Genomic DNA, 20,874 nt, shown 5'->3' on the forward strand with positions numbered 1-20,874 from the left:
CGTTTAGGAGATTTTATCGACCATGTCCAACTGTTCCCAGGGAAATTCCGGGCGACCGAAATGGCCGTAGGTTGAAGATGCGCGAAAGATCGGTCGTCTCAAACCGAAACGATCGATGATGCCCTGGGGCGTCAGGTCGAAGTGCTTGCGAACCAGCTCGACCAGTTCCTTTTCCGGACGGGTTCCCGTGCCGAAGGTCTCGACGCGAATGGAAACCGGATCCACGACGCCGATGGCGTAGGCCACCTGGAGTTCGCAACGCTCGGCGAATCCCGCGGCGACGAGGTTCTTTGCCGCGTGTCGGGCCGCGTAGGCCGCGGAACGGTCGACCTTGGTGCAGTCTTTGCCCGAGAAGGCGCCGCCGCCGTGACGCGCGTAGCCGCCGTAGGTGTCGACGATGATCTTGCGACCGGTCAAGCCGGCGTCGCCGACGGGGCCGCCGATCACGAAGCGTCCGGTGGGGTTGATGTGGAACTGGGTATCGTTGTGCAGCATGCCATTGGGAATGATGGGCTTCACCACATGCTCCATGATGTCGTCGCGCAGTTGGTGCAGCTCGATCGTTTCGTCGTGCTGGCTGGAAACGACCACGGCGTCGACCGCGACCGGATTGGTGTCTTCGTAGCGCACGGACACCTGGGTCTTGCCGTCGGGGCGGAGATAGGTCAAAGGGCCTTGTTTGCGCACTTCGGTAAGGCGGCGCGACAGCTTGTGGGCGAGGTCGATGGGGAACGGCATGAGGTCGGAAGTTTCTTTGCACGCGTAGCCGAACATGAGACCTTGGTCGCCGGCGCCGAGCTTGTCGACGCCCATGGCGATATCGGGCGATTGCTTGTCGAGAGTCACCATTACGGAGCAGGTTTCGGCATCGAAACCCATGGCGGAGCTGGTGTATCCGACTTCGCGAACCACGTCCCGAGCGATTCTCGGAATGTCGAGCTGGGAGCTGGTCGTGATTTCACCACCGACCAGGATGAGACCGGTGGTGACAAACGTTTCACAAGCCACCCGACTCATGGGATCGCCGGCAAGGGCCGTGTCCAGAACAGCGTCGCTGATCTGGTCGGAAATCTTGTCGGGATGCCCCTCGGTGACGGATTCGGAAGAAAAAATGTGAGTCATTCTGGGCTCTCCTACTTGTCTGAGTAAATTAGGGGGGTCTAGAGACCGGCGGAGCCTTTATCCGGAAGAGGGTAGGATAAACCGGAACCTATAATCATACCGCCAACACCGCCAAAAATGCAGGCTCTTTTTTTCGGGCAATTCCATGGGCAGGCTGGTTTTTGGGCTCGATCGGTTTTGGATAACTCAACCAAATATAAGCGGTTGTCATCTGTTCGCTTTGGTGGCTGCGCAAAAAAATCGGCGCGTGATTTTTGTCCTTCAGGGCCCTCAAACCGGGATGCCGGTGCGGTTGCGTACCGGGCCGTTTTCCAAGTTCAACACACCGCGCGGACAGACCGCCGAGCACATGCCGCACCCCACGCAGGAGGCGCGCACGATGTTCTCGCCGCGTTGTGCGTACCAGCGTACGTCGATGCCCATTTCGCAATAGGTGGAGCAGTTGCCGCAGGAAATGCACTGGCCGCCGTTGGTGGTGATGCGGAAACGCGAGAAGTAGCGCTGCAGAAGGCCCAGGACGGCCGCCATGGGGCACCCGAACCGGCACCAGACGCGGCTGCCCATGATCGGATAGAAACCCGTGCCGATGACGCCGGCGAAGATCGAGTGGATGAAAAAGCCGTAGGCGATCGAGAACTTGCCGGAGAGCGATCCGAGCACGGAGCCGCCATAGATGTGGTTGAGCCACATCAGCCCGGTGGTGAGCACGATCAGCACCAGCACCGAGTGGATCAGCCACCGTTCGACGCGCCAGGCACGCAGCGACTTGTCCGAATTCTGGCGGAACCCGTCGCCCAGGGTTTCGGCCAGGCCGCCGCAGCCGCAAACCCAGGAACAGTACCAGCGTTTGCCGAAGAAGTAGGTCAGGATCGGGGTGATCACGAGGATCGACGCGATCGACCAAAACAACATGAACTTGCCCAGTGCCCCGTTACGCAGCAGATCTTCCACCGAGTAGGGGAACAGCTCGTAATAGCGCAGCGGCCAGATGTTGGCCCATTCGAAATAGAGCCCGTCGTTCAGTTTCGCCAGCACGTTGGGAATGGTGAAGGCGAACGCGAGCTGGAAGAACATCACTGAAAGGGTGCGCAGGATCTGGTAGCGACTGTGGCGGTATTTGATCAGGGCACGCACGCCCATCACCAGGATCGTGACCGTGTACAGAAAGCCGTAGAGGAACCACTGGCTCATTTCGCCCTTGTCGTTCCAGGCCGAGGAACCCGACAGCCACACTTGCAGCGGGTTGACCAGCACCACCAGGGATTTGAGATGCTGTGGATGAAAATAGAGGATGATGTAGAAGCCGGTCATGAAAATGGCGGCCATCCAGCCCAGGTACCCGCGCGACAGGGCGCTGCTGAACATGATGTAGTGGTTCTTGATGCCGGGAGGCCCGTCCTTGCGGGTTTGGACGATGTAGACCAGGGCGCCGAGGATGGTGAGGCCGAGCCCGATGCCGGCGTAAACCGGGCCGCCGCCAAGGGTCGATACGACCAGGCCCAGCAATCCGATGGAAAACGCGATCATGCCCGCCTTTTGAACCCCGTCCCACATGTGGGGGTTGGATTCGGGTATCAACTGCAGGCTGGTATCGTATCGGCGCATGCTCGTCTCCTTGGCGACGCTTGGTGTGTTTCTCTTGGGGATGGGGCCCGTCTCATGAGGCGCTCAGAACAGGCCCAACAGCTTTTTGCGACGGAGCCGAACCGGTCGTGCCGCCGTTTTGTTGTAGGCGTCCACGATGCTCTGTTCGAATCGTTTGAAGAATTCCGGATCGAAATTGGCTTCGTCGAGGTTGGTCAGGACCTCTTCGACGGTCGCACCGCGCTTCATCCACCGTTCGAAGGTGCGGTGCCGGTAGCGGATGCCGAAACTGTTCATACCGGTGACCACTCCGGAATCCTTGTGATAGACCAATCTGAAACACTGGCCGCCGGAAGGACTTTCCCAGTAGAGCGTGTCCTCGTGGTCCTGCGGTTCCGGACTCACCATCCCGTAGGTCTGGTATTCGATGTCGAAGAATTTCGCCGAGTTGAACCAAACCCCGCGATCGTAGGCGGTTCGATGTCCGCACAGCGTTTTGGCCAGGGTTTCCGCCTGCATCTTGCCGGTGTACCAGAGCGGCTCGACGCGCCCCCGTTCGCCTTCGCGCTCGCAAATCTCGGCGCAGTCGCCGCAAGCGTAGATGTCCGGAGCGCTGGTTTCCAGGAAGGTGTTGACCCGGACGCCGCGTCCCGTGTCGATCGTCGAGTCGCGGACCAGGTCCAGGTTCGGGCTGACCCCGGCGGTCAACCCCACGAACTGGCAGGGAATCTCTTCGCCCCGATGGGTCACCACCGCGCGGACCCGTCCCGATGCGTCGCCGAGGATTTCCTTCAACTCGGTTTCCAGGCGTAAATCCACGTGGTGTTGTTTCAGGTGGCGCCCGATGAAGGCGCCCTCCTCGCTGCGCAAGATGTTGCCCCAGTACCGATCTTCGCGGACGAGAAAGGTCACGTCGATGTGGCGGGTGCGCAGCATCTCGGCCATCTCGACCCCGATCAGGCCGCCGCCGACGATGACGCCGCTTCGGATGTCGCGGGTGTTGCGCTCCATGAGTTCCAGGTCCTGGAGGTTGTAGAGTCCCTGCACGCCGGCCAGGTGCTGCCCGGGCCAACCGAAGTAATTTGATTTGGAACCGGTGGCGATGACCAGCTTATCGTAGGCGATCGGGGGACTGTTGGCCAGAAACAGCCGTTTCTCTTCGGGGTCGATGCGGCGCACGTAGTCGAATACCAGTTCGATGTCGTTCTTGCGCCAGAACCAGTCCTCGTAAGGCTTGAGATGATCGAGTTTCATGTGGCCCATATAGACGTACATGAGCGCCGGCCGCGAATAAAAATGCCGGGACTCCGACGAGATCATCGTCACGGGCCGATCACTCTGCTTGCGCACGTGACGGGCGACCGTGGTGCCCGCGATCCCATTGCCGATGATTACAATTCCACCCATGGAAACGGCTCCTGCTCGGTTTGCTTTTCTTCACCCGTATCGCCCGTCGACGTGGATCTCGTTTTTGGGTGAATCTGGATAGTCGGGAGCGGACGTTTCTTCCCTGGACGTATCGGTTCGAAACGCCGCTCGACGGATCTTGCCATTCGATACGCGGGTCGAATGCACGCGTTCGGAAGGCGATCCTTCGGGTCAGATGGGGAACGCGGATGCCGTAGGCTTCATTCCACTTCGGGAAATCGGGGGCGACCCGTGGGATCGGGATTGGCAATGCGAGAAAAGGTGTAGCCTATTTTATCTCGGGCGCGCATAATGAATTTGCATTTATCGAAAAAACTGAAAATTCCCGTCCCTCACGAAATGGAAATCGCATGAGCCATTTTTCGAATCTTCCTTCGCGGAAAAGGGCGGCGGCGTTGCCCGCTCGCCAGAAACCCTCGCTGGGCAAAGAGGCCTTTCTACGTTGGCAAAAGTTCATCAGCGAGCGCACCGGTGTGTTCATTTGCGAGGGCAAGGCCTACCTGTTCGAGAACCGACTGCTTCCGCTTTTACAGGATTTCGGTTGTCGTGACCTGGATCACCTCTATCAAAAGGCGCTGGCGGACAAGAGTACCGCGCTGGTCAGTTCGATCATCGAGGTCATGACCACCCACGAAACCAGTTTTTTTCGCGATCGGTGGGCCTTCGAACTGCTGGGCGACCTGGTGGACCGGTTCATCGCGGAGGGCAAACGCGATCTGCAGGTTTGGAGCGCGGCCTGTTCGACCGGGGAGGAGCCCTTCTCGATCGCGATGACCTTCAAGCGCGCCTTGGAGGGCGGCAGGCATTTTCGACCCCACATCCTGGCCTCGGACATCGCCGAAAAAACGCTGCAAACGGCCATGCTCGGCAGCTACCACCAATTGGGTTCGCACATTCGTCCCGACGAGGTGAGTCGCTACTTTACCGAAATCGGCGGCACCTGGCACGTGAACGAGGATCTGCGCACCATGGTCCAGTTCCAGCACCTGAACCTGATGGACGTCGAACCCCATCTCGGCTGCTTCGATGTGGTGTTCTGTCGCAACGTGGCCATCTATTTCAATATCGAGGTGCGCCGGCGCTTTTTCGATCGCCTGGCCGAAGTCCTGCCGCGCGGCGGTGTGCTGATCATCGGCGCATCCGAGTCGTTGTGCAACGTGACCAAGCGTTTCCAGCGCCAAGACTACAAAGGCCATTTTTACTACCGGCGCGCGAGTTGAGCCCGATTCTCCCGAATCGAAGATTGGCGTGCTTCCGGGTGGGCCCATGCTAGAATGCGGGGCCCAATTGGGAGCGGGAGCCTGCTTGCGTGACGACACCGACCTTCACTTTCGCCATCGTGAACTGGAACACCAGGGACCTGCTGCGGCAATGCCTGGATTCGATCCGGGCCCACGGCGCGCATTACGACATCCAAATCCTGGTGGCCGACAACGCCAGTTCGGACGGATCCGCCGAGATGGTCGAAGGCTCCTACCCGGAAGTCACCCTGGTCAGGAATCCCGGTAACCTCGGGTTCGCCAAGGGTCACGCGCCGTTGTTCGAACTCAGTCGCGGCCGCTACCACGTGTTGGTCAACAGTGACGTTCGTCTCCATCCTGGCTGCTTGGAGCGCATCGAAGAACGCATGGAACGGGATCCGGACATCGGGGTCCTGGGCCCGCGAACCATCGGTCCCGACGGTCAGGTCCAGCCCGGCTGTCGTCGATTTCCCTCGCTGGCCTTTCAGTTCCGCGAAGCCCTCGGCATCAACCGCCTCTTTCCGCGCCATCCCTGGTGGAACGCCTACAAGATGGGCGATTTCGATCACGGCCATTCGCGCGACGTGGACCAGATCATGGGCTCCTTTTTTGTGATTCGCGACAGTCTCGTCCGGAACATCGGCGGCTTGGACACTTCCTTCTTCATGTACTACGAGGAAGTCGACTACTGTTTGAGAGCCAAGCGAGCCGGGTTTCGCGTGTTCTTCGAGGCCGGGGCCGAGGTCTATCACGAGGGCGGGGCCAGCGCCGCCAAGGTCAAGGTGCAAACGATTCGTCGAATCATGCGCTCCATGCGTCACTATTACCGGAAAAACCACGGCGGTTGGACCTGGTTGCCGTTGACCCTGATTTTGTCTCTGGATTCGGCGACACATGTGGCCTATGCCTTGGCCCGCAGGCAGCAACCTCTGACGACCTTCAAAGCCTATTGGTTGGCGTGGTGGGACGTGGTCCTGTTCAGGCCGGCCGACTTTTAGAAGCGTTCAACCGATCGCGGTTTCGGTTGTCTCGTGTCACGAGGCCGACCGGTTGCGTCTCTCCCTTTCCCTTCGCTCCGCCCACCGTCATTTGTGAGGCTTTCTCCATTGAATATTCTGATTCTGACCCGTTATCCGACCAAGGGTCCCAGCTCCCGCTACCGTTTTCTTCAGTACCTACCCCAATTGACCGCGGCGGGACACCACTTCGAAATTCGACCCTTCTTCACAACCCACTATCTCGAAACCATTTATTCCGGCAAACGACCCAACCCGCTGTACGTGATGGGTCGCTACCTGGCCCGTTTGGGAGCCTGCCTTCGGGCGCGCCGTTTCGACCTGGTCTGGATGGAGGGCGAATTGCTGCCCCTGATTCCCGCCCCCTTCGAACGCGCGCTGCACGCCCTGTTGCCGCCTCGTCGCATCTACGATTTCGACGATGCCGTGTGGCTGCGCTACAAGGGGAAGCCGTTTCTCGAGCGCAAATTCCTCTCCGTCTTGCGGGGAGCGGCGGGCATCGTCTGCGGCAATCCCTGGTTGGAGAACTACTGTCGCCAGGTCAATGAGCGCATCATCCAGATACCGACGGTCGTCGATTGGCCCAAGTACGCCGCCGCCGAGGCCCCGCTCGAGGGCTGCACCATCGGCTGGATCGGATCGCCGAGCACCCTGTTCTTCCTCGAAAACCTCTATCCCGCGCTGCGCCGTCTGGCGGCGGAGATGCCCCTGAGGCTGCACATCGTGGGTGCCGAGTCCTCCGACCCGGAATTGGATATCACCTGTAGTTCCTGGAGCGAAGCTGCCGAAGTTAGTTTTATCGAACGCTTCGATATCGGGGTTATGCCATTGGATCCGACACCGTGGGCCGAGGGCAAGTGCGGCTTGAAGCTGATTCAGTACATGGCCGCCGGCGTCCCCGCCGTGGCATCCCCCGTCGGCGTCAACACCCAACTGATCGAAGGTTCGGGCGGCGGCTACCTCGCCGGCGACGAGGAAGCCTGGGTGACCCACCTGGGAACCCTGCTTTCCGACGGGGTTCGGCGTCGTCAGTGCGGGTTGGCCGGACGGGCCTACGCGCAGGAGCATTTGACCGTTCAGGCCCAGGGTCCCAAGCTGATTTCCTTTCTCGAGGAAACGGTCCGGGGCCAAGGCTGAACGACCGTATCGAGTCCTGGACACCTGGCAGCTAAATTGCTGTCGGAGGTGCTTCCAGCAGGCTGACGTGTGCGATGTGATTTTCGCCACGGGAATTGGTCTACAGGGGTTTGTTTCCCTGGGTTGTACGCGTCGGCTTATGTATAATTACCAGTTTGTTTCGGGACGTGAAACCTGCGGTATGGATTGGGTTTTGCGCATTTGCCGGAGGAAAAGTGAATTACTTTCTTCTATTTATTACCTCATTGGTAACCACGCTGTTATTGGTCCCGCCTATCAAAAAATTGGCTCATGTGACGGGGGCCATTGACGAGCCCTGCGAACGCAAGGTCCATAGCGGTCTCGTGCCCCGCATGGGCGGCCTGGCCATTTTTTTCGGCTTCATCCTCACTTACTTCGTGTACCTCAACCAAAGTCAAGAATACCGCGGCATCCTGATCGGAATGGTCGTAGTGGTGCTGATCGGCATCATCGACGACAGTATCGGGCTGGAACCCAAGCTCAAACTCTTGGGCCAGGTGGTGGCCGCCATGGCCGCCATGGTCATGAGCGGGGTCAACATCAACGTGCTCGGCGGGGTTCTCGGTTCGAATTTCGATCTCGGCATGCTCTCCTGGCCGTTGACGCTGTTGTGGATCGTGGGGATCACGAACGCCATCAACCTCAGCGACGGGTTGGATGGCCTGGCCGGCGGCATCTCGTTGATCGCCTTTTCCAGTTTCGGGTTCCTGGCCTATTACCGCGAAGATTATTTCGTGTTTTCACTCTGCCTCGTGCTGGCCGGGTGCATTCTGGGTTTTTTGAAATACAACACCCATCCCGCCGAAATCTTCATGGGCGATACCGGTTCCCTTTTTCTCGGCTATTCCCTGGGCACCCTTTCCATTGCCGGCAATTTCAAGTCGCTGACCACCATTACCCTGATCACGCCGGTCCTGGTGCTGCTCATTCCCATCGCCGACACCCTGTGGGCCATCATTCGGCGGCTGTACGAGGGACGTAGCCCGTTCAGTGCCGATAAGAAGCACTTTCACCATACCCTGCTCAAGACCGGCATGAACCACTCGCAAACGGTCAGCGTGATCTACGGGCTTTCGACCGCGCTGAGTGCCTGTGCCGTGGCCCTGGCGCTTTCCAGCAAGCTGCGCTACCTGCTGTTGCCGATGGTCCTGATGGGGGTGATCGCCCTGTTCGCCCAGGTTTCGGGCGCCGTGAATTTTTCCCACCTGACCACCCGCCTCTTCAACAAGCTGGACCATTGGTTCTCGTTCGAATCTCAATCGTTCCTTTCCAAGGCCTCGCTGCGCATGTTGCTGATCGGCACCACCATCTACTCGATCTGTTTTCTGGTGTCCCTGCCGCTGGTGCCGACCAACCTGCTGTTCATCGCTTCCACCACGGTGGTGCTGCTTTTGTTTCTCGCGGCGACCGGCGGCGAGAACGGACGCAGTTACATGCTGTTCAGCCTCTTTTTTCTGGCCGCCGCGATCGCCCTGGTTATCAGCCACACGATCGAAGCCGATCGCCGGCTGTTGGGGGTCAACATGGCGACCCTCGAGACCATCGCCTTTTGGTTCATGGTGACCGGCGTTTTCGGAAAGATCATTTTCAAGAAGACGCCCGAAATCGTGCTGAGCACGCCGCTCGAGTTCTTCGTGTTCCTGGTGTTGATCTCCATCGCCATCGTGCCCGAGGAATTCCGCAGCCAGTACAATCTGGTTCACCACACTTTGCGCACATTCTTCCTTTTCCTGAGTTTCAAGATCATCGCGTTGACCAGCTTCCGCAAGGAGCACTCGACCGCTTCGGTCATTTTGTCGAGCCTCGTGTTCGTGGTGTTCAGCACGCTGCTTTGAGCTGCTTCGCCGAAGGGCGAGAGCCGGGGTCCCCGCATCTCACGAGCGGTGTGTGCGGGGCCGTCGAGACCTGTGGTGCCCTCGGTTTTCGGGTGGCGTGTCACTCGTGGCTGTGACAGTTTCACGAATCGGCGAGTGTATCGCGCATGCGTTCCAGTTCCTCGGGCGTGTTGACACCGCGAAAGGCCCACATCAAGTGGTCGGGTATTACCGGTTCAAACCGCTCCGACGGCGGTAACGACCGTATGAGCGATCGTTTTCCCTGTTGCCAGGCCCGCTCCAAAAACGGTTTGACCGCGCGAGGGTAGAAGGCGGCCAGCGGTTCTCCCAGGTCGCGCTCGGGGAAGCGGGGCCAGACCGCCGTTTCGGGGCGGGGTCTCTGGTGAACCTGGTCGCAAAGCCAATCCAGTGCGGATCCATTCATCGCGTACAGATCGGTGGCCAGTACCAGGTACCCGGCCGCGTCGTGGGCGTCCATCAAGCCCAGCAATCCCGAAAGGGGGCCTCCGCGGGCCTCGCGATCGGCGATACATCGAAGGTTGGCGAAGGCGTCACCGTCGCTGGGGGCCTCGCCGACAAATACCGCGGGCGCATCCAGTACAGCCGCGACCTGGTCCCCGAGGTAGAGGGCGAGCGGGCGTCCCTGCCGTTCGAGCAGGCACTTGGCTACACCCATGCGGCGCGACGCACCGCCGATGAACACGGCGCCGATCCAAGGCGAATGCCGATCGTTCACGTGTAAACCTCCTAGTGAAAGAGCCTTTCACCGCCCAATCTAGCGGATCCGGTCCGAAACCCCAAGCGTGCCGGCCTGCACCGCCGCGACGGGGTGACCCGCAGCGGCCGGCACCCGGGTTATGGGGTTAGTCATTCGGTCGTGTGGGCCTCCGGGTCAACGTGACCGGAACAGTTCATCCAAGCTTCAGGGCGTGTTATGCTTTTCGGCCTTGGACCGCAGCGAATCGTTCGATTTTTGGTGCCCACCGCGGCGTGACCGCGGACGTCGGACACGGAACACCGACCACAGCCATCCACGACCCGACGGGGGTCGGGGACGGGCACCGAATCTCGGGATCACTTCGCCAGGGAGAGATGTTCGATTACGGGAGAAGGGAGACACCATGAAGGGGAACCACGTCTTGATTTCGGGGGGAAGTTCGGGGATTGGTTTGGCTCTGGCACGGCTGCTGGTCGCCGAGGGCGTTCAGGTCCATCTTGTCGGACGCGACGAGCGGCGCCTCGAGCATGCCTGCGCCGCCTTGGGCGATGCCGCTCATGCCTATGTCGCCGACATGTCGCTCGAGTCCGACATCGAACGCCTGATCGCCGAGGTGTCCGCGCGTTGCGACGGGACCCTGGATGGATTGGTCGTCAACGCCGCCAAATACGGTTTTATCAACCTTTCCAAAATGAGCTCCTGCGAGCTGGATCAGTATTTCCGAACCAACGCCATCGGCCCTGTTTTGTTGGTGAACGGATGCCTGGGTATGCTGAAGAAGGGGACCGGGAAATCGATCGTGATGGTGTCCTCGACCCTGGCCACCCGTCCGATTGCGGGTACCGGTGCCTACGCCGCCACCAAGGCCGCGCTGAACAGCCTGGCCAAGAGTTACGCGCTGGAGCTGGCCGAGGACGGGATCCGCGTCAACGCCGTGTTGCCGGGCGTGGTCAACACCCCGATCCACGAGCCGCAGACTCCGAACGATCCGCCTCGGGAAGAAAAAATGGCGCAACTTGGGCCGATGCACCCCATCGGCCGGGTCGGTGAGGCGGAGGAAGTGGCCTCGATGATCCACTTCCTGTTGTCGGATCGGACGGGTTGGGTGACCGGTTCGCTGTTCTACGTGGATGGCGGCATCAGTCTGGTCTAGCCCTGCTCGCTCGTTCTGCCAAACGCCCGACCGGGCGGGCTCCATTACTCCCGGATGCACGGCGCACGACGCCCTTCCGGAAATCCCGTTCAGGAGTCTCGATGTGTCCACCGTCTATTTTTGTCGCAGTGTTCAATTTCGGGCCGTCCACCACTATCGCCTGCCCGAGCTGACCCTGGCCGAGAACCGCCGGCGATTCGGCCCCGCGGCCGAACCGCACGAGCACCTGTGGACCTTGACGCTTTGGTTGACCGGACCGATGGAGCCGGGAACCGGTATGATCGTCGACCTCGTACAAGTGGACGAAATTCTCGAAGCGGAAGTGGTGGCCCGTTTCCACAACCAACACCTCAATCGGGTGGATCCCTTTTTCGAGTCCCATCAGCCCAGTACCGAGACGCTCGCCCTCTATTTCGCCGAGCGCCTGGTTCCGCGATTCGCGCCGGTTCGGTTGGCGCGGCTCCGAATCGCCGAAACCGATGATCTATTTGCGGAGTGGTACGCATGAAAGAAGGAATGGAAAACCGGTCGTTGCCCTGTATCGTTCTGGCGACCGGCAGCAGTTACAAGATCGCGCTGTTCGAGCGGCTCGGATTGCCGTTCACCTCCTGTTCTCCGGACTACGAGGAGATCATCCCGCCGGGTCGCGCGCCGGAGCACGTGGCGCGGGAGCTGGCCGAAGGCAAGGCGCGCTCCCTGGTCGAGGCCTTTCCCGACCACCTCATCATCGGTGCCGACCAGGTTCTGGCCCTGGGTTCCGAGATCTTCCAGAAACCCCTGACCACCGAACGCGCGGTGGCCCAGCTCATGCGGTTGGGTGGCAAGACCCACTTCCTGCATACCGCGGTTTGCCTGCTGAATACGCGGGTCGGCGAAAACGACCGTGCCAGGCATCTGATGGTTTCCTCCGCGATCACCTTCTACGACGATCTCGACGGGTCCGTGCTGTACCGGTTGGTGAAGGCCGACGCCAGTCAGGATTGCGTTGGCGGTTACAAATTCGAATCACGCGGGATTCAGTTGATGAAGTGCGTGGAAACCTCGGATACCAACGCCATTGTGGGCCTGCCGCTTTTGGGCCTGGTGGGGGAATTGCGGGATCTCGGATACTTTGACGAACCCCTATGAAAAGGTTGGTGAGAAAGTCAAGAAATATCTAATGAAAAGTCACCCCGTGACCGAAGGAAGAACCAGGTTATGTGGAAGAAAAGCAGTTCGAGGCATTTCCGACGCATCGCGGTGAACATCGGTCTCCAGTCGATGTCGTTGGAATGGTTTGATGGCTTCTCTTGTTGAGGCCATAGCGGGAGGCAGGCATTGATAACCCGAGTGAACCCGCGTTCTCCTACCAGGTATTCTCGTGTTTTTGGATGTCAACCGGGTGAATTTTCGCCCTTTCCTCACGATCGAGGCTCTCCTCCACTTGTCAAATCCGATGCGTCACACTAAGATGGTGTATGATGCGGGAGTCACTCGTTCTCTGATGCGATTTCCTTTTTTGTGAAACGGCTAGCCTAATTCAGAGCGATACCCCGGCTTGAGTGCAAGCAGACTTGGTTCCCAGAGTAACTGATTTCATGAAATCCCAATGGGAGATTTGAGTTCTCTTTTCAACCAGCCGATAGAGTCCCAAAAGTTAAAGGCGCGCTTAATCCTGATGTTTTTTTTACACGGCCAGCACCCTACCCGATACTCACATCCCGTCAGGTTAGAAAAGAGACCCATTTGTTTCCATTTTCCAGAGAAAAGACCCAATACCTTTCGTGGATTCCCTACATGAATTCAAGCTATATCCATTCCTCACCAAGGATGGCCATGGGGATTTCCCCAACCCCCGCGAACCCGAGCGTTCCGCGGCTTAGTTAGTGTCTGGCTCGGTCGAAGTCAGTATGCGCTTAATGGCGAGGTGAACATTTTGAAAGAAGATTTGCCCAAAGAATTTAATGACCTTTTGGAGGTCGGCAAAGAAAAAGGTTATCTCACTTATGATGAAATAAACGAGTCTTTGCCGGACGACATGGCCACCCCGGAAGAGCTGGACGACCTGTTCCAGGCCATGGCCAACCTCGGTGTCGAGCTCATCGACGACGCCGGAAAGCTCAGTATCAATGAAGAGGGCGGTGAAAACCGCAAGTCCAACTCGAACCAATTGCAATCTCGCCCCGACGAAATGTTCGACATCAGCGGTGAGAACAAGCGCGACGAATCGGGTTTCGAGATCGATTTGTCGCCCAGCGCTTTGGAGCGTACCAACGACCCGGTTCGAATGTACCTGAAGGAAATGGGCAACGTTCCCCTGTTGACTCGGGAAAAAGAGGTATTCCTCTCCAAGAAGATCGAGCGCGGTAAAAAGATTACTTTCAAGGCCTTGTCCCGGTTTCGCTTTCTGGTGCCCGAAATTCTCGACATGGCGCGCAAGCTCCAGAGCGCACCCGAGGACCTGAAAGGCACGGTCGATATTCCGGAGCAGGAAGACGAGGACAGCGGCAAGACCCGCAAACTGATGATGGAGCTGTTTTCCAAGCTCGAAGACAGTGAAAGCGAAGTCGCTGCGGAAGAAGTCAAGCTATCCGGTATGAAGGACCAGAAGAGCGACGGCTACCGCCACCAGGCGCGCATCGTGGTACGCAAGCGCATCGAAACCGCGCGGATGATTCGCCTGATTCCGTTCAGCCAGAAAGAGCTGGGTCATCTCATCGAAATGGCCGCGCGATACTACAATTCGATCATGACCTACGAACACAAGTTGAAGCGCATCGCCTCCAAAATGGAGAAGCCCGCTTTCCAAAGCCAGCGTGACGAACTGGAAAAGGACCGTCAGGATGCGATGATGGCTCTGGCTCTGATCGAAGGTGAGTTGGGTGCCACGGTCGAGCGCTTCAAGCTCAATTATTCCAAGATGCGCAAGGGCGAGTTCGAAACCGAAGAAGCCAAGCGCCAGTTGATCGAAGCCAACCTCCGTTTGGTCGTCTCGATCGCCAAGAAATACACCAACCGCGGTCTTCAGTTCCTGGACCTGATTCAGGAAGGCAACATCGGCCTGATGAAGGCCGTCGACAAGTTCGAATATCGTCGCGGCTACAAATTCTCCACCTACGCCACTTGGTGGATCCGCCAGGCGATCACCCGTGCCATTGCCGATCAGGCCCGCACCATCCGTATCCCGGTGCACATGATCGAAACGATCAACAAGCTGATCCGCACCTCGCGTGCGTTGGTCCAGGAGATCGGTCACGAACCGACTCCCGAGGAAATCGCCGAAAAGATGGACATGCCCGTGTCCAAGGTTCGCAAGATCATGAAGATCGCGCAGGAGCCGATTTCCCTGGAAACGCCGATCGGCGAGGAAGAGGATTCGCATCTGGGCGATTTCATCGAAGACAGCAAGGTGGTGTCCCCGGTGGAGGCCGTGATCTCCAACAACCTGAAGGAACAGACCACCGACGTTCTCGAGTCACTCACTGCACGTGAAGAAAAAGTGTTGCGGTTGCGTTTCGGGGTCGGCGAAGAGAGCGAACACACCCTCGAAGAGGTGGGCCAGAAGTTCGCCGTCACGCGCGAGCGCATTCGTCAAATCGAATCCAAAGCGTTGCGGAAACTGCGTCACCCATCGCGGAGCCGCAAGTTGAAGGCGTTTCTGGAAGGAAGTCGGTTCAGCTAAGCGCGTGAAAACGCTAGAATGATCTCTTTCAAGCCCCCGCTCGTGCGGGGGCTTTTCCATATGGGCCCGCGGGCCGCCGTGCGGAAGCCGGCGTTCTCGCCAGGGACCCGTTGCGGAACCCACGATCTTCAGGAACGCACGTCTTATGAACATCACGATATTGGGCGCCGGCCATGCGGTGCCCCGCCGAATGGTCACCAATGCCGAGTTGGAGCGACGCTGGTCCCTGCCCGAGGGCTGGATCGAGCGGCGGACCGGCATCAAACAGCGACCTTGGGTCGAGCCGGAAGAGGCCACCTCCGATTTGGCCGTGGCGGCCGGGTTGCGCGCGCTCGAACGGGCTGCCGTCGATCCCGCCGACATCGATCTGGTCATTCTTGCCACCAGCACGCCGGACCACCTGCTGCCGCCGACGGCGCCGCGCGTCGCCCATCTCATGGGCTGCGACCGTGCCGGAGCCTTCGATCTGACGGGGGCCTGTTGCGGGTTCCTGTTCGGCCTGAGCCAGGGGGAGAGTCACGTACGGGCCCGGGGCGGCAAGGTGCTGGTCATCGGTGCCAACGTCCTGAGTCGTCGGGTTCGACCCGAGGACCCCAACACGGGCAGTCTGTTCAGCGACGGCGCCGGTGCCGTGGTGCTGGGCCCGGTCGAACGCCAGGCCGGCCTGTGCGGTTACAGTTCGGGGTCGAACGGCGCGCTCTGGGATTCGGTCTACATCGCCGAGGGCGGTAGCCGCAGCCCTTTCGCCGCCGAAACGTTCGCCCGCGGAGGCCACCTGATGGACATGAAGAACGGTGGCGGCTTGTTTCGCGAGGCGGTCGGCGATATGGCCCGCGTCGGCATCGCGGCCCTGGATAAAGCGGAATGGTCCCGCGACGAGGTGGACTGGTGGGTTCCTCACCAGGCCAATGCGCGCATGATCGAGGAAGTCCGCAAGACCCTGTCGCTGCCGGAAACCAAGACGGTTCGCACCATCGAGCACTACGGCAACAGCTCCGCGGGAACGATTCCCATCGCGTTGTCGCTGTCTATGGAGGACGGCCGTTTGAATCCCGGCCATCGATTGCTGATGACGGCGGTCGGCGCCGGCATGCTCCGCATCGGAATCGCTTGGCGCCTGTGAACCGCCGTGGCTCGTTGGGCCTTTGTCAGGGTGGGTTTTCTTTCCTTTCGGCGATCCACGCACCCCTGCCGGTTGTGACCAAAGCGTGTTAGGTTACCACCTAAATTGAGCCATTCTTGGTGGCCCGCTCCGGTAGGCCGTCCCCACCAACGTGTTGGGCTGCAACAGCATGTGAAAATGCTCGACGTACCTTCCAAGTACGCCTCTGTTTTTCCCAAGCTATTTCGCTCCAACATCTTGGTACATCGCATCCACCCGAATCGCCCACTTTAGGTTAGAATGTTGGGCTTGGTGTCGCAGGCGGCTTGTGAGGAAATCGTGCGAACCCCGCGCGTCAGTACCACGGCTCCCTGGGCTGGAACGGCCCTGCGCAACAATTTACACGCGGCAACCATAGGGGAACGGGAGCGATCATGAAAGAACCGGTGGTTACACTGGACCTGGCCAAAGAACACGGCCTGACGGAAGAGGAATTCCGCAAAGCATGTGACATTTTGGGGCGAACCCCCAGCTTCACCGAGCTGGGCATTTTCTCGGCCATGTGGTCCGAACACTGCTCCTACAAGAGTTCGAAGATCCATTTGAAACGACTGCCCACCACGGGCGAACAGGTCGTCATCGGACCCGGCGAGAACGCGGGTGCCGTCGACCTCGGCGACGGCCTGTGCGCCGTCTTCAAAATGGAAAGTCATAACCACCCTTCGTTCATCGAGCCCTATCAAGGTGCGGCCACCGGCGTCGGCGGCATTCTGCGCGACGTGTTCACCATGGGTGCTCGACCGGTCGCCAACATGAACGCGCTCCGCTTCGGCGCGCCCGATCGGGCACACATGAAGTACCTGGTCAAAGGCGTGACCAAGGGCATCGGTGACTACGGCAACTGTATGGGGATTCCCACGGTTGGCGGCGAGGTCTTTTTCGATCCGGCCTTTCAGGGCAACATCCTGGTCAACGCCATGACGGTCGGCCTGGCCAAAAAGGACGCGATCTTCCTGGGCGAAGCTTCCGGCGTCGGCAACGTGGCCGTCTACGTGGGCGCCAAGACCGGACGCGACGGCATTCACGGCGCCACCATGGCTTCCGAGGAGTTCAACGAGGAATCCGAACAGAAGCGACCCACCGTTCAGGTCGGTGATCCGTTCACCGAAAAGCTCCTGCTCGAGGCGCTGATGGAATTGTTCCCCACCGGTGCCGTCATCGGCATTCAGGACATGGGTGCGGCGGGGCTCACCTCCTCGAGTTTCGAGATGGCCGGACGCGCCGGCTCCGGTGTCGACCTGGACCTCTCGAAGGTACCCATGCGCGAAGAGCACATGACGGCCTACGAAATCATGCTCAGCGAGAGCCAGGAGCGGATGCTGCTGGTATGTCATCCCGATCGCGTGGACGAGGTCGTGCGCGTGTTCGACAAGTGGGACCTTTCGGCCGCGGTCATCGGGGTCGTCACGGATACCGGCCGGGTTCGCATCAAGAATCCCGAGGGTGACATCGTGGCCGATATGCCGGTCGGGCCCTTGGCCGACCAGGCGCCGATGTACGATCGACCCTACAGCGAACCGCCCGCGTACGCCGAGTACCGGGCATTCGACACCACGCCCTACGCCAACGTCGACCAACCCGCCGAGGTGCTGCGCAAGCTGCTGGCGAGTCCCAACGTCGCGTCCAAGCAGTGGTTCTACCGGCAGTACGATCACACGGTCCAGACCAACACGGTTCTGGGACCGGACCAGGGTGAAGCCGCCCTGGTTCGCATCAAGGACACGACCAAGGCCGTCGCGGTCACCACCGATTGCAATCCCCGATTCGTCCAGTTGGACCCGCATTTGGGCACTGCCCACGCCGTCACCGAAGCCGCGCGCAACATATCGTGCACGGGCGCGCTTCCGCTGGCCATCACCGATTGCCTGAATTTCGGCAATCCCGAGAATCCCCACATCATGTGGCAGTTCAAGCGCGCCATCGACGGCATGGGCGAAGCCTGTCGCGCGCTCGATACGCCGGTCGTTTCCGGCAACGTCAGCTTGTACAACGAAACCAACGGCAAAGCCGTGTTCCCCACCCCCGCGGTCGGCATGGTCGGCCTGCTCAAGGATCGCCGCCATCACGCGGTCAATGGATTCCACAAAGCCGGGCTCAAGGTGTTCCTGCTCGGCGAAACCCGGGAGGAATTGGGCGGAAGCGAGTATCTGTCCCTCGTACACGGGCAGGTCAGCGGCGCGCTGCCCTCCCTGGATCTGGCCTTCGAAGCGAAACTTCAGGCTTTCGTGCGCGATGCCGTCGCGAAAGGTGTGGTCAAGGTCGCGCGCGACTGCTCCATCGGCGGACTTGCCGTGGCCCTCGCCAAGTGCTGTTTCGCACAGGAGTTGGGCTTGACGGTCGAACTCGACGGCGAGATCGGCCATGCCGCACTGCTGTTCGGTGAATCGGCGAGTCGGATCGTCGTCGCCACCGAGGCCAAGCAGGGCGAAACCCTGGTCAACTGGGCCGGCGAACGCGGGATCCCCTGTGCTCCATTGGGGGAGACCGGCGGCGACCGCCTGAGCCTGCAGATCCGTGGTACAACCGTGATCGAGGAACCTGTTTCCGAGCTGGCCGATCTCTGGCGCAACGGTTTGGAACAGCTACTGAACTAGGGGGGCATCTTGTTGGACAAATTCAAGGACGAGTGTGGCATTTTCGGCATCAAACCGCATCCCGAAGCTGCCAACATGGCGTATCTGGGCCTGTACGCCCTGCAACACCGTGGTCAGGAAGCCGCGGGCGTCGTTTCGGAAAGCGACGGGGTGTTGACCTGCTCCAAGGGGCAAGGCCTGGTATCCGACGTATTTACACGAGAAAAACTGCAGCGGTTGCGCGGCGACTCGGCCATCGGCCACGTGCGCTATTCGACGGCCGGCTCCAACCGCATCGAGAATGCCCAACCGATTCTGATCACCTGCCAGCACGGCCAGATCGCGGTCGCCCACAACGGCAACCTGGTCAACGCCATGGAAATGCGCCGCAAATTGGAGAAAATCGGCTCCATCTTCAACACCGACAGCGATTCCGAAGTGCTGCTGCACCTGATCGCCAAGAGCAAGCAGGAAACGCTGGAAGACGCCATCATCGAGGCGTTGAATCAGGTGGAAGGCGCCTATTCCTGCGTGTTCCACACCAAGGACAAGCTCATCGCCGTACGCGATCCGCGCGGGTTCCGGCCCCTGATGCTCGGTACTCTCGGTGAATCGACCGTGTTCGCTTCCGAGACCTGCGCCTTCGATTTGCTCGACGCCCAGTTCCAGCGGGAGCTGGAGCCCGGCGAGATGGTCGTCGTCAACCGGCGCGGCATGCGTCGCAGCATGAAACCCTTCGAGGAAAAGCCGATTCGCCAGTGCATTTTCGAGCACATCTATTTCGCGCGCCCCGATGGCTTCATGTTCGGCGAGCATACGCAGCGCTATCGCGAACAACTGGGCGCCAAGCTGGCCGAAGAGAATCCGCTCGAGGCCGATTACGTGATTCCGGTTCCCGACAGCGGGGTGTCCGCCGCCTTGGGTTACGCCCGGGCCAGTGGGATTCCCTTCGCTTTCGGGCTGATTCGCAACCATTACGTGGGTCGAACCTTTATCGAGCCGAAGCAGAGCATCCGTCACTTCGGCGTGAAGATCAAACTCAACCCGGTTCGGCACCTCTTCGAAGGGAAACGGGTCGTGTTGGTTGACGATTCGTTGGTGCGCGGCACGACCTCGCGCAAGATCGTGAAGATGGTGCGCAATTGCGGTGCGACCGAGGTGCACATGCGCATCAGCGCGCCGCCGACGACCCATCCGTGCTATTACGGCATCGATACGCCCACGCGCGGTGAGCTGATCGCCAGTTCCCACAGTATCGACGAGATCCGCAAATACATCGAGGCCGATTCGCTGGAGTACATTTCCATCCAGGGCATGTTGGATTGCCTGAACAATTCGTCGCCCGAAAGCTACTGCAAGGCCTGCTTCACCGGGGACTACGTGATTCCCTTTCCGCATCAGGCCGGGGCATCGGTATGAGCGAAATCGATCTTGGCCGGCTGGTCAGCCACCTGAACCAATACTTGCGCGTCAACGAATTTCGGGAAGGCGCGGTGAATGGGCTACAGGTGGCCGGCAAGAAGCGGATCAAGCGGGTGGCGTTCGCGGTGGACGGCGTACTGGAAACCTTCCGGGCCGCCGCCGCTTGGGGCGCGGATATGTTGCTCGTTCATCACGGCATCTATTGGGGCTTTCAATACCCGTTGCGCGGACCCGACTACCAGCGCGTCAAGACCCTGATGGACGCCGACATGGCGCTCTACGCGGTACACCTTCCCCTGGACGCCCATGGGGAGGTCGGCCACAACGTGGAACTCCTGCGCGCGTTGGAAGTCGACCCGGAGACCTTGGAACCGTTCGGCGACTACAAGGGCGTGTCGATCGGCTTCCAGGCGCGCTTTCCCCGGCAATTGACCCGCGACGCGGTCACCGAGCGCCTGGAACGGGTTCTGGGTGGATCGGTCCAGTTGCTGCCCTTCGGTCCCGAGAAGGTTCGCAGCGTGGCTTGTGTCACCGGGCAGGGCGCCGATTTCGCGTTGGTCCGCGAGGCCAAGATCGGCGGTATCCACTATTACATCAGCGGCGAGGCCAACCACCCCATCTACCACTACGCCAAGGAGAACGGGGTGACGGTCGCGCTGGGCGGCCACTACAACACCGAGGTCTTCGGGCTGCATGCGTTGCGGCGGTACATCGAGGAACGGTTTCAATTGGAAACGCTGTTCATCGATTGCCCTACGGGGATGTGACGCCACTTCGATCGGCAACGTCACGGGCCGGGGT

At 59.9% G+C, this 20,874-nt stretch carries 16 protein-coding genes and 1 pseudogene; 13 read left to right on the forward strand and 4 right to left on the reverse strand.

From position 1 onward, the window contains the following. Window positions 1–3: 3 nt before the first annotated feature. From metK to J3U87_RS16505, 3 genes are all read right to left on the reverse strand, one after another. Entirely contained in the window at window positions 4–1,122 is a 1,119-nt protein-coding gene (gene metK, locus J3U87_RS16495) for a methionine adenosyltransferase (RefSeq protein WP_237384154.1), read from the reverse strand. A 270-nt stretch (window positions 1,123–1,392) separates the two neighbouring features. Next, window positions 1,393–2,727, reverse strand: a complete 1,335-nt coding sequence (locus J3U87_RS16500) for a 4Fe-4S binding protein (RefSeq protein ID WP_237384155.1) — start codon at window positions 2,725–2,727, stop codon at window positions 1,393–1,395. 63 nt (window positions 2,728–2,790) lie between these two features. Beyond that, window positions 2,791–4,113: an NAD(P)/FAD-dependent oxidoreductase gene (locus J3U87_RS16505; protein ID WP_237384156.1), complete on the reverse strand. Its 1,323-nt coding sequence runs from the start codon at window positions 4,111–4,113 to the stop codon at window positions 2,791–2,793. A 371-nt stretch (window positions 4,114–4,484) separates the two neighbouring features. Here J3U87_RS16505 and J3U87_RS16510 point away from each other — a divergent pair, with 371 nt between their 5' ends. The 4 genes from J3U87_RS16510 to J3U87_RS16525 all read left to right on the forward strand — a co-directional run bounded on the left by J3U87_RS16510 (window position 4,485) and on the right by J3U87_RS16525 (window position 9,384). After that, window positions 4,485–5,354, forward strand: a complete 870-nt coding sequence (locus J3U87_RS16510; RefSeq protein ID WP_237384157.1) for a CheR family methyltransferase — start codon at window positions 4,485–4,487, stop codon at window positions 5,352–5,354. Window positions 5,355–5,443: 89 nt separating this feature from the next. After that, a complete protein-coding gene (locus J3U87_RS16515) occupies window positions 5,444–6,373 on the forward strand; it encodes a glycosyltransferase family 2 protein (protein WP_237384158.1) in 930 nt (309 codons plus the stop codon). Between the two features lie 108 nt (window positions 6,374–6,481). Beyond that, complete coding sequence (locus J3U87_RS16520; RefSeq protein ID WP_237384159.1) at window positions 6,482–7,528, forward strand: glycosyltransferase family 4 protein; 1,047 nt, start codon at window positions 6,482–6,484, stop codon at window positions 7,526–7,528. Between the two features lie 215 nt (window positions 7,529–7,743). After that, window positions 7,744–9,384 carry a glycosyltransferase family 4 protein gene (locus J3U87_RS16525; protein ID WP_237384160.1) on the forward strand — a complete coding sequence of 547 codons (1,641 nt, stop codon included), beginning with the start codon at window positions 7,744–7,746 and terminating at the stop codon, window positions 9,382–9,384. Between the two features lie 121 nt (window positions 9,385–9,505). Here the strand turns inward: J3U87_RS16525 and J3U87_RS16530 are convergent, their stop codons facing one another. After that, window positions 9,506–10,120: an NTP transferase domain-containing protein gene (locus tag J3U87_RS16530; protein WP_237384161.1), complete on the reverse strand. Its 615-nt coding sequence runs from the start codon at window positions 10,118–10,120 to the stop codon at window positions 9,506–9,508. 385 nt (window positions 10,121–10,505) lie between these two features. Between J3U87_RS16530 and J3U87_RS16535 the strand changes: the two genes are divergently transcribed. The 9 genes and pseudogenes from J3U87_RS16535 to J3U87_RS16580 all read left to right on the forward strand — a co-directional run bounded on the left by J3U87_RS16535 (window position 10,506) and on the right by J3U87_RS16580 (window position 20,840). Beyond that, on the forward strand, window positions 10,506–11,255 hold the full coding sequence (locus tag J3U87_RS16535; RefSeq protein ID WP_237384162.1) for an SDR family NAD(P)-dependent oxidoreductase: 750 nt from the start codon (window positions 10,506–10,508) through the stop codon (window positions 11,253–11,255). Window positions 11,256–11,358: 103 nt separating this feature from the next. After that, the gene (locus tag J3U87_RS16540; protein WP_237384163.1) at window positions 11,359–11,763 is read left to right on the forward strand and encodes a 6-pyruvoyl trahydropterin synthase family protein; all 405 of its coding nucleotides are present in this window, start codon (window positions 11,359–11,361) and stop codon (window positions 11,761–11,763) included. Then, the gene (locus J3U87_RS16545; RefSeq protein WP_237384164.1) at window positions 11,760–12,383 is read left to right on the forward strand and encodes a Maf family protein; all 624 of its coding nucleotides are present in this window, start codon (window positions 11,760–11,762) and stop codon (window positions 12,381–12,383) included. Before J3U87_RS16540 ends, J3U87_RS16545 begins: the two co-directional genes overlap by 4 nt. A gap of 778 nt (window positions 12,384–13,161) precedes the next feature. Beyond that, a pseudogene (locus J3U87_RS35290) lies at window positions 13,162–13,563 on the forward strand (RNA polymerase sigma factor region1.1 domain-containing protein); the annotation flags it as partial. A gap of 198 nt (window positions 13,564–13,761) precedes the next feature. Further along, window positions 13,762–14,916, forward strand: coding sequence for an RNA polymerase sigma factor RpoD (gene rpoD, locus J3U87_RS35125; RefSeq protein WP_420038307.1), 1,155 nt, complete (start codon window positions 13,762–13,764; stop codon window positions 14,914–14,916). A 145-nt stretch (window positions 14,917–15,061) separates the two neighbouring features. After that, complete coding sequence (locus tag J3U87_RS16565) at window positions 15,062–16,039, forward strand: 3-oxoacyl-ACP synthase III family protein (protein WP_237384165.1); 978 nt, start codon at window positions 15,062–15,064, stop codon at window positions 16,037–16,039. A 413-nt stretch (window positions 16,040–16,452) separates the two neighbouring features. Then, window positions 16,453–18,672, forward strand: coding sequence for a phosphoribosylformylglycinamidine synthase subunit PurL (gene purL / locus J3U87_RS16570; protein ID WP_237384166.1), 2,220 nt, complete (start codon window positions 16,453–16,455; stop codon window positions 18,670–18,672). 6 nt (window positions 18,673–18,678) lie between these two features. Next, the gene (purF, locus tag J3U87_RS16575) at window positions 18,679–20,070 is read left to right on the forward strand and encodes an amidophosphoribosyltransferase (RefSeq protein WP_420038308.1); all 1,392 of its coding nucleotides are present in this window, start codon (window positions 18,679–18,681) and stop codon (window positions 20,068–20,070) included. Beyond that, window positions 20,067–20,840 carry a Nif3-like dinuclear metal center hexameric protein gene (locus tag J3U87_RS16580; RefSeq protein ID WP_237384168.1) on the forward strand — a complete coding sequence of 258 codons (774 nt, stop codon included), beginning with the start codon at window positions 20,067–20,069 and terminating at the stop codon, window positions 20,838–20,840. The genes purF and J3U87_RS16580 overlap by 4 nt, the downstream gene beginning before the upstream one ends. Window positions 20,841–20,874: the final 34 nt, after the last annotated feature.

This window comes from Sulfidibacter corallicola, assembly GCF_017498545.1.
GTDB lineage: Bacteria > Acidobacteriota > Holophagae > Acanthopleuribacterales > Acanthopleuribacteraceae > Sulfidibacter > Sulfidibacter corallicola.